Source organism: Rhodococcus sp. BH5, from assembly GCF_027583855.1.
Lineage (GTDB): Bacteria > Actinomycetota > Actinomycetes > Mycobacteriales > Mycobacteriaceae > Rhodococcus_F > Rhodococcus_F qingshengii.
In genome coordinates this window covers 379,293-392,063 of the sequence record NZ_JAJHVW010000004.1, presented here as the reverse complement: position 1 = coordinate 392,063, position 12,771 = coordinate 379,293, and the positions used below count along the sequence as shown (strand labels likewise).

Below are 12,771 nucleotides of genomic sequence, written 5' to 3'. Positions count from 1 at the left end.
GCGCTCCTGACGGTGTTCGTGGACCGGGCGACCCAGTGGCTAAAGTTGCTACCCGTGACCAAGCCCGCAGTGACCCGCATTTTCGGCCGACGGGCAACCCTGAAACGCTCGTTCGGCCTGCTCAGCGACTTCCGCCACGAGCAGTCCGCGCCCGACATCTTCTACGGCGCGCTTGCGCGCGACTCCGTCGAATTGATCTCGGACCTGCACGAAGGTCACACCGGACGATCCCTCGACGGTCTCACCGTCCTCGACGTCGGCGGTGGTCCGGGCTATTTCGCGGAGGTCTTTCAAGCCGCAGGTGCCCGCTACATTCCCGTCGAACCCGATCCGTCGGAGATGCATGCTGCGGGTCTGACCGTGGGCGGCGCGGTGCGTGGATCCGGTTTGGCACTGCCGTTCCTGGACTCGTCCGTGGACATCTGCTTCTCCTCCAACGTGGCCGAACACGTCAGCGAGCCCTGGCTGATGGCCGAGGAAATGCTGCGCGTGACCAAGCCCGGCGGCTTGATGGTTCTCTCGTACACCCTGTGGTGGGGTCCGTTCGGCGGCCACGAAACCGGACCGTGGCACGCGCTGGGCGGCGAGTACGCAGCCAAGCGGTACCTACGCAAGACCGGGCGCGAACCGAAGAACAGATTCGGGGTGTCGTTGTTCAAAGTCGGCGCCACAGACGGCTTACGCTGGGCCCGTGGAACCAGCCAGGGCACGTTGCTCGCCGCGATCCCGCGCTACCACCCGTCGTGGGCGTGGTGGATGGTCCGAGTCCCCGGTCTGCGGGAGTTCCTGGTGAGCAACCTCGTCGTGGTTCTCGAAAAGCGATAGCGACATGCGCCTCGCAGTCGACATCGGTGGTACCAAGATGGCTGCCGGGGTCGTGTCCGAGGACGGCCGCGTTCCCGTGTTCGACAGCGTGCCGACGCCGCAGACCGACCCGTGGAGAGCGTGTGCGGCGCTGCTCGAACGAGTCGCAGACGGCCGAGAGGTCGACGGTGTCGGCATCGCGTGCGCCGGGCCGGTGGACACCGTCGCCGGCGTCGTCGCTCCCATCAACATCACCGAGTGGGCACAGGGATTCGAGCTCGTAGCGGGCGTCCGCAGCGTCTTTCCCGATGCCGGAACCGCCCTCGCCATGGACGGAGCCGCAGCGGCATTGGCGGAGTTCCACCACGGCGCCGGACGCGGAACCCCGAACCTCCTGAGCCTGGTCGTCTCGACGGGAATCGGCGGAGGAATCGTTCTCGGCGGTGAGATTGCTCGGGGTCGCACGGGGAACGCCGGTCACATCGGCCACATCGTCGTTCCAGGATCTGCCGAACCGTGCAGCTGCGGGGGCGTCGGCTGCCTCGAGACGGTGGCAAGTGGACCGTCCGCGGTGCGATGGGCTCGTAGCCAGGGCTGGTCGGGGAACACCGGCCGTGAACTAGCCGAGGGTGCACGCAGCGGCGACGCGATCGCCGTGGACGCGCTTCACCGTGCAGGCACGGCGCTCGGTGGTGCCATCGCCTCGGCGGCTGCCCTCCTGGACGTGGACCTCGCGGTGATCGGCGGCGGTTTCGCCCAGTCGGGTACACCGCTGTGGGAACCGATGCTCGACGCGGCTGCCCGACATGCCCGTTTGTCGTTCGTCGCCGGGCTCCGGATCGTTCCCGCCGAGCTGGGTGGCGCCGGAACTCTGACTGGTGCGGGCTTGCTCGCGCTCACCGCCGTTATCTGACACGCGTTCTTCCCCGATAAATCCGCAGGGAGTCCCACTAAACGGGTGCCACCTGTTCCCAATTTCTGTAACGTGTTTTAGTGTTCTGACTCACACCGTTACGGGCATTGCACGTGACGCCTACGGGAAGGAGGTGACCGTGAGCCCAGACGCTTCCTCATCTGACGTTGCCTCGACTGCTTCTTCGACCGATGAAACCGAGCATCACGCCCAGGTCGCCCGACCAAGCGATTCCCTCCGCGACACCGAAGACCTCCGTGAGCGCCTGGAACGGTGGATGGCCGGCAAGGTGCCGAGCGGATCCACTGTGACCGTCGCCGACGTCACCTTGCCCGCAGCCAACGGCATGTCCAGCGAAACCATCCTCTTCGACGCCACCTGGGACGGCGAACATCATCCCTTGGTCGCTCGGGTGGCGCCGACGGAATCGACCATGCCGGTCTTTCCTGCCTACGACCTCGAATCCCAGTTCCGCACCATGGCTCAGGTGCGCGAGCACTCGGCAGTGCCCGTACCCGCGGTGTACTGGTCGGAATCCGACCCGGACGCGTTGGGTGCGCCGTTCTTCGTGATGGAACGCATCTCCGGCGACGTGCCACCGGACGTCATGCCGTACAACTTCGGATCGTGGGTCACCGAAGCGTCTCCCGAGCAGCGAAAGACCCTGCAGCGCAGCTCGGTCGACGTCCTGGCTCAGTTGCATGCCATCGACAAACCTGGTGAGCGTTTCGACTTCCTCCGACTCCCGAATTCGGGAACGACTGCACGAGAAGCATTCACGGCGCACATCGCCGAGCAGCGCGCGTACTACGAGTGGGTGGTCTCCGACGGGATCAGATCACCGCTCATCGAACGTGCCCTCGACTGGATCGAGGAGAACAATCCCGCGGACGATTCGCCGGCAGTGCTCTGTTGGGGCGACTCGCGCATCGGCAACGTCATGTACCAGGACTTCGCGCCGGTAGCCGTACTGGACTGGGAAATGGCAACTCTCGGCCCGCGGGAGATGGATCTGGGCTGGATGGCATTCCTGCACAGGTTCTTCGAGGACATCGCCGGACTGGCGAACCTACCCGGTCTTCCCGACTTCCTTCGACTGCCGGATCTCGCGCAGACCTACGCCGAGATCACCGGCCACACCCCACACGATCTGGAGTTCTACGTTACCTATGCCGCACTGCGTCAGGCGGTCATCATGTGGCGAATCCAGGCTCGCGCCATAGCTTTCGGCCAGTCACAGCGACCCGAAGACCCCGACGACATGATCATGCACCGCGCTTCGCTCGCCGCGATGCTCGACGGTACCTACTGGGAGAGGTTGGCCTGACATGCTCTCACCGATGGACGACTATCCCGTTCACCAGATCGCCGAACCGATCCGTCACGTAGCCACCTCGGATCGAAACTTCTACGACCGCTACTACTTCAACTGCTACCCCACCGAATCCCCCGACGTGTTCCTCATCGTCGGACTCGGCCAGTACCCCAACCTCGGCGTCATGGACGCCTTCGCGGTACTGCGCCGCGGTGACGACCACATCGTTGCTCGTATGTCGAAGGCTCTGGGCGCCGACCGCACCGACACCACCGTCGGACCTTTGCGCATCGAAGTGCTGGAAGGACTGCAGAAGCTCCGCGTCGTCCTCGAACCAGGCAGCGAATACGATCTCTCCTTCGACATCACCTTCGACGCCACCATCCCGGCGGCGCTCGAGCCCAAGCACTTTCGCCGTCAACTCGAACGAGTCACGTTCGACACCTCACGCTTCCTGCAGACCGGAACCTGGACCGGATCGCTCACCGTCGACGGGGAGGACTTCGCGATCGACCCGAAGACGTGGCGAGGTAACCGCGACCGCTCGTGGGGTGTGCGTCCGGTCGGTGAAGCCGAACCGCAAGGCAGACGCGCCGTCGACGGAATCCAGAACTTCTTCTGGATCTACGCGGTCATGCAGTTCGACGAGTTCACGATCTCGGTGATCATGCAGGAAGACGAGCAGGGCAGGCGCATCGTCGAAGAAGCCATGCGAGTGTGGCCGGACGAAGCCAGGGACAACGAATGGCTCGGCCGGCCCGAACACGAGCTGACGTTCTGCCCCGACACCCGCGACGTCACCGGAGCGACCATCACCTTCCACCGGCCAGGCGGTGAAGTCCTCACCGTCGCCTGCGAACTGCTGCTGGCCAACTACATCGGAATCGGCACCGGCTACGGGCTCGAACAGGACTGGCGTCACGGAATGTGGCAGGGCGAACTCGTCGTACAAGGGCTCCGCCACAAGGTCCACGAGATCGAACCGTTCCAACGCATGTTCTCCCCCGTCGACAACCTCGCGTCCTTCACGCTCACCGAAGGCACGAACACCAACACCGGCACCGGTCTTTTCGAGGTAGCCGCCATCGGACCGCACGAGAAATACGGATTCACCAGTTTCACCGACACCGCACAGGCAGACGACGCGTATGCCCTCGCGGCGACCGACAACACCGAGGAATGAATTGATGACTGACTACGACAAGCTCTACATCGGTGGAGCATGGGTGGCCCCGGCCACCGACCAGGTACTCGAAGTGTTCTCTCCCGCAACGGAGGAGCGCGTCGGCAGCTGTCCCATCGCAGCACCGGCAGACATCGACGCGGCCGTGTCCGCAGCCCGCGCGGCGTTCGAGGGACCGTGGTCACGCACCACCCCCGCCGAGCGCGGCGCGATCCTCGCCAAGGCCGCCAAGCTGATCGAAGAGCGCAGCGCGGAGATCAACCAGCTCATCTCCAACGAGATGGGCCAGCCGCCCGCCATGGTCGGCATGATGCAGCAGACCCCGTCGATGGCGACGCTGGGCTACTACGCCGAGCTGGCCGACAAGTTCGCGTGGGAAGAGAAGCGCACCGGCGCTTTCGGGCAGACCAAGGTGACCCGTGAGCCCGTCGGCGTCGTCGCCGCCGTGCTGGCCTGGAACGTCCCGCTGTTCCTGGCGATCAACAAGCTGGCCCCCGCACTGCTCGCCGGCTGCACCGTACTGCTCAAGCCCGCACCCGAATCCCCTCTCTCCGTCCACGTGATCGCCGAGATCTTCACCGAGGCAGGCGTTCCCGAAGGCGTCATCTCCGTGCTCCCCGGCGGAGCCGAGACCGGCGAATACCTGGTCTCTCATGCGGGCATCGACAAGATCACGTTCACCGGATCCAGTGCCGTCGGCCGCAAGATCGGTGCCATCGCCGCACAGAACCTCAAGCGCTGCTCCCTCGAACTGGGTGGCAAGTCCGCCGCGATCATCCTCGAGGACGCCGACATCGCCGCCGGAATGCCGATGCTCGTCATGTCCGGCCTGATGAACACCGGTCAGGCCTGTGTCGCTCAGACCCGAATCCTCGCTCCCCGTTCGCGTTACGACGAGGTCATCGAGGGAATGAAGACCGCCGCAGGCTTCATGACCGTCGGCGATCCGTCCGATCCCGCAGCACAACTCGGCCCGCTGATCTCCGAGAAGCAGCGCGAGCGCGTCGAGGGTTACATCGCCAAGGGTAAGGAAGAAGGCGCGCGCGTCGTACTCGGTGGTGGACGCCCCGCCGGCCTGGACAAGGGCTGGTACGTCGAGCCGACCATCTTCGCCGACGTGGACAACTCGATGACCATCGCACGCGAGGAGATCTTCGGACCCGTTCTCTCGGTGATTCCGTACGACTCCGAGGACGAGGCCATCAAGATCGCCAACGATTCGGATTACGGCCTCGCCGGATCGGTGTGGACCACCGACATCGATCACGGACTCGAAGTTGCTGCGCAGATCCGCACGGGTACCTACGCGATCAACTGGTACGCCTTCGATCCCGGATCGCCGTTCGGTGGTTACAAGAACTCCGGTATCGGGCGCGAGAACGGACCTGAGGGCCTCGAAGCCTTCTGCGAGACCAAGTCCGTACTCATGCCGCCCGGCTACGTGGGCTGACCCACCCGGGAGTTGGCACCCTTTGCTGACAGTTGGCACCCGTTCCGACCTGCCGGAACGGGTGCCAACCCCATGAAATGGGTGCCAACTCCCAGCGAATCCACAGATCCACCCGGTACCGTCGAAAACGAATCAGTCATCTCACAAAGGACATTCATATGCTCACCAACGCCATCAACGCTTTCCTCGCACTCTGGGGCAGCGCCTCCGTCGGCAGCAGTGGATACCAGATCCCGCCGGGAACCCTTCCCTTCGGTTCCTGAGACAGGACAACAGAACCCGCTGAGCGCACTTCGCGCTCAGCGGGTTCTCTGTTTCGCCGACCTGTATCTACCGGTCCAGAACGTGATCCTCCAATTGATTCTCCTGACCTGCGACCAATGCTTCAGCGTCACCGGCGTCCACGTGCCCGAACCAGGTACCGCCGGGGTTCGCGATCACCAACGGCCCCAGGTTGCACGGGCTCAGACAACCGGTTCCGGTCACCTTCGACGAGGTACCTTTGGCCGCCGCGCTCATCGCCCGGTGCAACGGTCCTGCTCCGTACGCCATACAACGAGGGCCCTTGCACACCAACAGATGCCTATCGTGCTGCTCGATCACGGACCACGCCGGACTGCGATACGACGCCGGACTCGCGGTGATCGGCTTTCCCGCCGAGTCGAGTTCGTCGATCACCTGCCCGGCCACCGCACCTTCGAGCGTTTCCGTTTCATGGAGCGTCACTTCCAGTTCGGCGTCGATCCGGGTTTCGCGCCAGTTCGCAACCGCCTTGCTGGTCCACGTGAGCAGGTACCGATCCCTCGGCACCGCAACTGGAATCAACACGACCTTGTCGACGTCATCGACATGGGCTCGATCGAGTTCCTCGTGAAGGCTCGGCGAGGAGACATCGAGGTACGCAACGCGAACGTCGGCGTCGGTGCCGGCCCGAACAGCGTCGAGCATCCGTCGCGCAGCCGACTCGTCCAGGCCGCTGACAGTCGGCCGTAAGACGACAATCACCCGACGCGAGCACCGGTTGTTGCTCATGCCGACGGCGCGGTTGTCCAGTCGATGCTGCTCGACGGAGCCAGCCCGAACTCTTCGATCTTCGCGCGCAACTGTTCCGCGCCGTAGATATTGGGGAACCCACTGGTGAACATGGCGAGCGGGAGTACGACGAAACGGTTCTGCTTGACTGCGTCGAGGTCACGCAGGCCTTCTCGGCTCTTGATCGCGTCGATCTTGCCCTGTACTTCGTCGGCACTCTTCTTGTAGTCCATGATCACGATGATGTCGGGTTCTGACTTCGCGACGGTCTCCCAGCTCGCTTTGAACCAGGTGTTGTCGACGTCGGCGAACACATTGGTTCCCCCGGCGACGTCGATGATTCCGTTGGGGGCTCCGTTGCCTCCGCTGGTGTACAGATCTTCTTCACCGCTGTCGTAGATCAGCACCTTCGGCTTGTCGGCGGCATCTGGCGCGGACTCCAGACGTGCCAAACGTGAATCCAATTCGGTCAATGCCTCGGCGGCGGTGTCCTCGGTTCCGAACAGCTTTCCGTAATTGGTCACGTCCGCACGAAGGGCATCCCACGGACCCATCGTGCCGAGCGCGGAATCCGCTGCGGCACTCTGCCGACAACTATCGGAGATCACATATGCATCGATGTTGTTGCTCTGCAGCGATTCCGGCGTCACACCGGAGGCGCCCTTGAACAAGCCACTGTAGGAGCCGACCACCAGGTCCGCCTGCTTACCCAGAATCGTCTCCATCGTGATCGTTCCGTCCAGGTGTGGGACGTCCGCAATTCCAGGGCCGAACATCGACTCCATGACCGCGTCGTTGTTCGTGTTCAACACGACGGCCGCGAGACGATCCAAACCGCCGACTCGGAGAATGGTGCCGATATTGGCCGCATTGCTTGTCGCAACGACGTTCTCGATCGGAAGCTGGAAAGTGCTTTCGGTCCCGCAGTTCTCCAATGTCACCGAAGTCTTGTCTGCAGCTTCGTCCACCGGTGCAGTTGCCGAGCAGCCGGCAACTGTCAACAACGCTGTCGCGGCTACAACCGCACCGAACGACGCTCGAGTCTTGACCTGTATCAAAGTGCACTCTCCGAAAATGATTGTTGTAGTTGAGAATTTCGTGATTCGAATACGAGGTGTGAACGGCCTGTCGCGGGGTTCACGAGCTCGAAAGTCTCGACGCCGAAGACAGTTGCCACCACCGAGGTGGTGAGTACGTCGGATGGATGTCCGAACGCCCTGGCCACTCCATCCGCGAGCACGAGCACCCGATCGCACACTGCCGCAGCCAAATCGAGGTCGTGCAGTGCCATGATCACCGTCCGGTCCAACGACCGGACCAGATCGAGCAGTTCGAGTTGATGCCGGATGTCGAGATGATTGGTCGGCTCGTCGAGGATGAGCACACCGGCGTCCTGCGCGAGACCTCGGGCGAGAAACACCCGCCGGCGCTCACCGCCGGAAAGCGTGTCCATCGAAGAGAACCGGTGCTCGATCATTCCGACCTCGCCCAGAGCACGATCGACGACGGCATTCTCGTGCTTTCCACCGACGCTCCAGGGCTTTGCATGTGGCGTGCGGCCCAGACTCACGTACTCGTGAACCAACAAATCGGCGGGACTCTGCTCTTCCTGCGCCACAAAGGAAGTGGCTTTGGCCCTCGACCGCGCGGACATCGCGTGCACGGAGTCGCCGCCGACACGAATGTCACCGCCGGCGATCGGCCCGAGACCCGCGAGAGCACGCAAGAACGTCGACTTGCCCGATCCGTTCGGACCGACGACGCCGACTACTGCACCGGCGTCGGCCGCGATGTCGACGCCTTTGACGATGGTTCGACGGTCGATGCGGACAACTACTCCGGACGCGGTCAGCGCCAGGGCTCGGGCGCTCACGAACTGCCACCGAATCGGTAGCGCCGACGGCCGAGAAGCAGGAGAAACAGCGGGGCCCCGATCACCCCGGTCACCACGCTCAGCGGGATCTCGGTCGGCCGCAACGAGGTCCGCGCCACGACGTCGACCCACACCAGGAAGGACGCGCCGATCAGTGCTGCCGCCGGTAACACCACTCGATGTCTGGCTCCGACGAGCATGCGTGTGACGTGCGGTATGACCAAGCCTACGAAGGCAATCGCGCCGGACACTGCAACCATCGTGCCGACCAACGCTGCCAGCACGCCGAACAGCACGTTTCGCAGGGTTCGGACGGGAATACCGAGCGAAGCCGCGACGTCCGGTCCGGCCGCCAGCGCGTCCAGCCAACCGTGCAGCGCGAACACCGCTGCCGTGAGCAGGAACACAACGATGACCGGCGCCCACAACTTGTCCCAGGATGCCCCGGCCAAACTTCCCAGGAGCCAGAACAATACGGACTGCGCGGCCTGGGAATCATTGGTACGCAGCACCAGAAAACTCGCGATCGCCGACAAGGCGGATGCGGTAACGGTGCCGGTCAGAACCAATCGCAGTGGAGTGATACCGCCTTGCAGCGTCGCGATGGTGAAGACGAGAATCGCAGCTCCCAGCGCCCCGATCATCGCGCCGAAACTGAGCGCCCACACTCCCGCGCCGGCGAACAGTCCGGTGGTGATGACGGCGGTGGCACCGACACTCGCGCCGGACGACACTCCCAGCAGGTGGGGATCGGCGAGAGCGTTACGGACGAGGGTTTGCACCACCGCGCCGGCGACGGCAAGACCAGCGCCGACGGCCAGACCGAGCAGTACCCGAGGTGCTCTGATCCCCCACACAATCGCAAGTTCGGAACGCGTGACGGGTGGGCCTCCGAAGCGCGAGTGCACCACGTCCACCACAGTGGACACGGGGAGCATCTCGGATCCGAATGCCAACGCGCACACAGCAGAGAGCACGGTGACGACCAGCAGAGCGGGCAGCACGATACCCGGACTGAGCCGTCCTCGAGGCGCACCAGCCTTCGGCGAAGGCAGGTGGGTAGGTGGAGACAGAGCTCCGCCAACAGCATTCATGGTGTGACCGATCCATCCTCGTGGCATGACACAACGTCAACGAGGGTGGTATCTGGCTACGGTCGACGCAGGGACGACCTCACAGTGGCGGGACCGCGCCGGAATTGCACCGACTTCCCATTACCTCGATGATGACGTCAGAACCATAACGGACTGCGGTCACCATTCCGCACACCGGATCAGGATTCCGACGCGATCATCGATCTCGCCTGCCGCACGACGGCTTCCGTTCGCACTCGAAGTTCTTCGGGTGAATCCGATTCCAGCACAACCCGATGCACCTGACTGTCCACGGCAGTCACGGTCAGCCGCGACGTCAACAACGCATCCTCCGCAATGAAACCGTAGCTCTGGAGGTACTCCGAAAAGCCGAGTACCAGTTGACGATTCATTCCTTCGACCTGCTCGATGAGCTCACGCGTACGTGGAACCTGATCGTAGAGCAGGTGGAAGAACTCTCGCGGCTTACTGTTCACTTCGACCGCGCACTCCACCAACATCCTCACGGCCTCGTCCAGGGAGAGTTCGCGCTCGACGATGTCGGCAAGGCAGAGCGCAAAACTCTCCCGCGCAGCACTCACGTGACGGTTCGCCAACTCCGCAAGGATCTCGTACTTGTCGCTGAAATACTGGTAGAGCGAGCCCACCGACACCCCTGCTTCGTCAGCGATTCGGTTGGTGGTCGCTGCCATGGCTTCCGAAGCGAAAACGCGAGTAGCTGCCTCCAGGATCGCGTCGTAGGTAGCCCTCGAGCGCTGCTGGGAGGGCCTTTTCCGCCGAGTCGACACGGTCCTCCGATGCGAGTTGTCAGCCGCGACGCCGATACCGAGAATTGTGTAGGTGACCAGCGCCGATTACTCGAAGTTTATGCCCGACCGGTACACCGACCACATGCCGGCGCCGACCCCGACGTGGTGGGAGTGGAACGGCAACACCGTCCACGTCGCACGGGCCGTGGTTCCAGACGCGCCGGTTCGTGTTCTCGGCATCCACGGCGCCGGCGGCTACTCGGGCGCGTTGTGGCCGTTCGCCGGGATCGGCGTGAAACTCGGAGCCGAAGTCCTCTTCCCTGACCTTCCGCTGTACGGCGACACCGTCGTAGCCGATCCCGCCGGCGTCCGGTACGAGCAGTGGGTCGATCTCCTCTGCGATCTCGTCCGGGCCGAGAAGGCAGCCGACGATCGGCCGCTGGTGTTGTTGGGAGCCAGCATCGGCGGTCTGCTGGCCTACGAGGTAGCCGCGCGGACCGGTCTGGCCGACGCCGTCGTCGCTACCTGCCTGCTCGATCCCTCGGATCCATCGGCCAGAGCTGCCGCGGCGCGGTTCGGCCCGATGGGTGTCTACGGCACTCCCCTGATGCGGCGCACCGAACGACTGGTGGGCCGTATCCGCGTGCCCATCCGTTGGGTCGCCGACGTGGCGAACATGAGCAGCAATCGGGAGCTCGCAACGCTGTGCGCAACCGATCCGCGCGGTGGCGGTGTTCGGTTGCCACTCGGATTCCTCAGCAGCTACTTCTCGTTCGAGCACACCGCACCCGAAGCATTTCGGACGACGCCCGTTCTGCTCACCCACCCGGCCGACGACCGATGGACGCCACCCGAACTGAGCCTGCAGTTCCTCCGCCGCATCAACGCACCCACCGAATTCGTGATGCTGGACGGGTGCGGGCACTTTCCCGTCGAAGAGCCGGGCCTGACGCAGTTCCACGACGCCGTCGCCACACTGCTGCACTCCGTCGCCGAGCGTCACCGCACGAAACCGTCGTCACCCGCCTAGCCTGAGAATCGTGAGCACCGAAACGGAAGCATCGGCCGACGAGAGCACCACGACGGTCGTACTGGCGTTTGCGGCGAACGCGCTGATCGCCGGTGCCAAGACGGCGGCCGCCATCGTCACCGGATCTGCATCGATGGTCGCAGAGGCCACCCACTCCTGGGCCGATACCGGCAACGAAGTGCTGCTGCTGATCGCGAACCGCCGCTCGAAAAGGGTTCCCGACCGAGACCAGCCACTCGGCTACGGCCGGGAGGCCTACATCTGGTCGATGTTCGCCGCCCTCGGACTGTTTGCACTCGGCGCGGGTGTCTCGATCACCCATGGCATCCAGGAACTGTTCCATTCCGAACCGGCGTCCGACTTCGGTGTCGCCTACGCCGTCCTCGGCGTCTCGTTCATCCTCGAAGGCATCTCGTTCCGGCAGGCGTACAAACAACTCCGAAACGAAGCGTCCGCCGTGAACCGCGACGTCATGACCCAGGCACTCAACACATCCGACCCGACGACTCGGGCCGTGTTCGCCGAAGATGCTGCGGCACTTATCGGTTTGGTCATCGCGTTCGTCGGTGTTCTGTTGCACCAGGTCACCGGTTCGCCGATCCCCGACGCCCTCGGCTCCATCTTCGTCGGCATTCTCCTCGGGGTCATCGCAATCATTCTGATAGATCGGAACCGCCGCTTCCTGGTCGGCGAAGAGGCCTCACCGACGCTGCGGGCAGCAGCCGTCGAAGCTCTCACCCAACTGCCCGAGATCAACCGAATCACGTTCCTGCGTATGGAATACCTCGGGCCGCGACAGGTCTACCTGGTGGCCAGCGTCGACCTGGTCGGTGACTACGCGGAATCCCGTGTGGCCCACACGTTGCGCGAACTCGAGCGCTCACTCGAGCAGAGCCCACGTGTCGTGCGGGCGATCCTGACCCTCTCGACCCCCGAAGAACCGTCGATCACAGTCTGAACTTCCGGCCGGGCGATAGGCTCGGGCGATGCGCACACTGATCGTGATTCTGGCGGTTCTGGGATTTGTAGTCGGGGGAATTCCCCTGGTGGGCAGTCTGATCGACGTGATGACCAGCCCTGACGAGACCATCGTCTATCAGGGTTCCTACGTACCGTTCCGGGACGTGCAGATGGCTCGGGACTACGAGTCGACAATAGCCACCGCCTACGAACCCTTAGACGGACCGCGCTGGCTCGTCCTGGCCTGCTATCCCTTGATCGGAGCAGCATTGGGCGCTGCGACGGCCGTCGTACTGGGACGTCGCGGGTGGCACCTGACGCGAGCCTGAACAGACGCCGATGGCCACCCGCCGTCTACACGAGGGGTG

The 12,771-nt window shown here is 63.8% G+C and carries 13 protein-coding genes and 1 riboswitch; of the genes, 8 read left to right on the top strand and 5 right to left on the bottom strand.

The genetic code is table 11. The features are described 5' to 3' along the window. The first annotated feature begins 54 nt into the window (after positions 1–54). The 5 genes from RhoBH5_RS13490 (at position 55) to RhoBH5_RS13470 (ending at position 5,665) form a co-directional block, all read left to right on the top strand. The gene (locus tag RhoBH5_RS13490; protein ID WP_003945692.1) at positions 55–825 is read left to right on the top strand and encodes a class I SAM-dependent methyltransferase; all 771 of its coding nucleotides are present in this window, start codon (positions 55–57) and stop codon (positions 823–825) included. Positions 826–829: 4 nt separating this feature from the next. Continuing rightward, positions 830–1,717, top strand: a complete 888-nt coding sequence (locus RhoBH5_RS13485) for an ROK family protein (protein ID WP_076948595.1) — start codon at positions 830–832, stop codon at positions 1,715–1,717. Between the two features lie 139 nt (positions 1,718–1,856). Then, positions 1,857–3,044: a phosphotransferase family protein gene (locus RhoBH5_RS13480; protein WP_007734522.1), complete on the top strand. Its 1,188-nt coding sequence runs from the start codon at positions 1,857–1,859 to the stop codon at positions 3,042–3,044. Position 3,045: 1 nt separating this feature from the next. Then, positions 3,046–4,215 carry a hypothetical protein gene (locus tag RhoBH5_RS13475; protein WP_042452600.1) on the top strand — a complete coding sequence of 390 codons (1,170 nt, stop codon included), beginning with the start codon at positions 3,046–3,048 and terminating at the stop codon, positions 4,213–4,215. Positions 4,216–4,219: 4 nt separating this feature from the next. Then, complete coding sequence (locus RhoBH5_RS13470; RefSeq protein WP_003945530.1) at positions 4,220–5,665, top strand: aldehyde dehydrogenase; 1,446 nt, start codon at positions 4,220–4,222, stop codon at positions 5,663–5,665. Between the two features lie 330 nt (positions 5,666–5,995). Here the strand turns inward: RhoBH5_RS13470 and RhoBH5_RS13465 are convergent, their stop codons facing one another. The 5 genes from RhoBH5_RS13465 to RhoBH5_RS13445 all read right to left on the bottom strand — a co-directional run bounded on the left by RhoBH5_RS13465 (position 5,996) and on the right by RhoBH5_RS13445 (position 10,452). Then, the gene (locus RhoBH5_RS13465) at positions 5,996–6,697 is read right to left on the bottom strand and encodes a (2Fe-2S) ferredoxin domain-containing protein (RefSeq protein WP_064111920.1); all 702 of its coding nucleotides are present in this window, start codon (positions 6,695–6,697) and stop codon (positions 5,996–5,998) included. Beyond that, positions 6,694–7,665: an ABC transporter substrate-binding protein gene (locus RhoBH5_RS13460; RefSeq protein WP_228232469.1), complete on the bottom strand. Its 972-nt coding sequence runs from the start codon at positions 7,663–7,665 to the stop codon at positions 6,694–6,696. The genes RhoBH5_RS13465 and RhoBH5_RS13460 overlap by 4 nt, the downstream gene beginning before the upstream one ends. 86 nt (positions 7,666–7,751) lie before the next feature. Continuing rightward, complete coding sequence (locus RhoBH5_RS13455) at positions 7,752–8,570, bottom strand: ABC transporter ATP-binding protein (RefSeq protein ID WP_270008405.1); 819 nt, start codon at positions 8,568–8,570, stop codon at positions 7,752–7,754. Continuing rightward, the gene (locus tag RhoBH5_RS13450) at positions 8,567–9,574 is read right to left on the bottom strand and encodes a FecCD family ABC transporter permease (RefSeq protein WP_047269567.1); all 1,008 of its coding nucleotides are present in this window, start codon (positions 9,572–9,574) and stop codon (positions 8,567–8,569) included. The genes RhoBH5_RS13455 and RhoBH5_RS13450 overlap by 4 nt, the downstream gene beginning before the upstream one ends. A gap of 117 nt (positions 9,575–9,691) precedes the next feature. Then, positions 9,692–9,827: riboswitch (cobalamin riboswitch) on the bottom strand. A 16-nt stretch (positions 9,828–9,843) separates the two neighbouring features. After that, the gene (locus tag RhoBH5_RS13445; protein WP_270008404.1) at positions 9,844–10,452 is read right to left on the bottom strand and encodes a TetR/AcrR family transcriptional regulator; all 609 of its coding nucleotides are present in this window, start codon (positions 10,450–10,452) and stop codon (positions 9,844–9,846) included. A 52-nt stretch (positions 10,453–10,504) separates the two neighbouring features. Between RhoBH5_RS13445 and RhoBH5_RS13440 the strand changes: the two genes are divergently transcribed. The 3 genes from RhoBH5_RS13440 to RhoBH5_RS13430 are packed head-to-tail and all read left to right on the top strand — an operon-like array spanning position 10,505 to position 12,732. Beyond that, entirely contained in the window at positions 10,505–11,443 is a 939-nt protein-coding gene (locus tag RhoBH5_RS13440) for an alpha/beta hydrolase (RefSeq protein WP_161120897.1), read from the top strand. A 10-nt stretch (positions 11,444–11,453) separates the two neighbouring features. Next, complete coding sequence (locus tag RhoBH5_RS13435) at positions 11,454–12,401, top strand: cation diffusion facilitator family transporter (RefSeq protein ID WP_042452614.1); 948 nt, start codon at positions 11,454–11,456, stop codon at positions 12,399–12,401. A gap of 28 nt (positions 12,402–12,429) precedes the next feature. Beyond that, positions 12,430–12,732 (top strand): hypothetical protein, encoded by a 303-nt coding sequence (locus RhoBH5_RS13430; RefSeq protein WP_063314961.1) that lies wholly within the window; start codon positions 12,430–12,432, stop codon positions 12,730–12,732. The last annotated feature ends 39 nt before the right edge of the window (positions 12,733–12,771 follow it).

What these genes read in the sequence shown, in the direction of transcription:
- RhoBH5_RS13470 (WP_003945530.1), top strand. Translation starts at nt 4,220, where the DNA reads ATGACTGACTACGACAAGCTCTACATCGGTGGAGCATGGGTGGCCCCG.
- RhoBH5_RS13475 (WP_042452600.1), top strand. Translation starts at nt 3,046, where the DNA reads ATGCTCTCACCGATGGACGACTATCCCGTTCACCAGATCGCCGAACCG.
- RhoBH5_RS13430 (WP_063314961.1), top strand. Translation starts at nt 12,430, where the DNA reads ATGCGCACACTGATCGTGATTCTGGCGGTTCTGGGATTTGTAGTCGGG.
- RhoBH5_RS13485 (WP_076948595.1), top strand. Translation starts at nt 830, where the DNA reads ATGCGCCTCGCAGTCGACATCGGTGGTACCAAGATGGCTGCCGGGGTC.
- RhoBH5_RS13465 (WP_064111920.1), bottom strand. Translation starts at nt 6,697, where the DNA reads ATGAGCAACAACCGGTGCTCGCGTCGGGTGATTGTCGTCTTACGGCCG.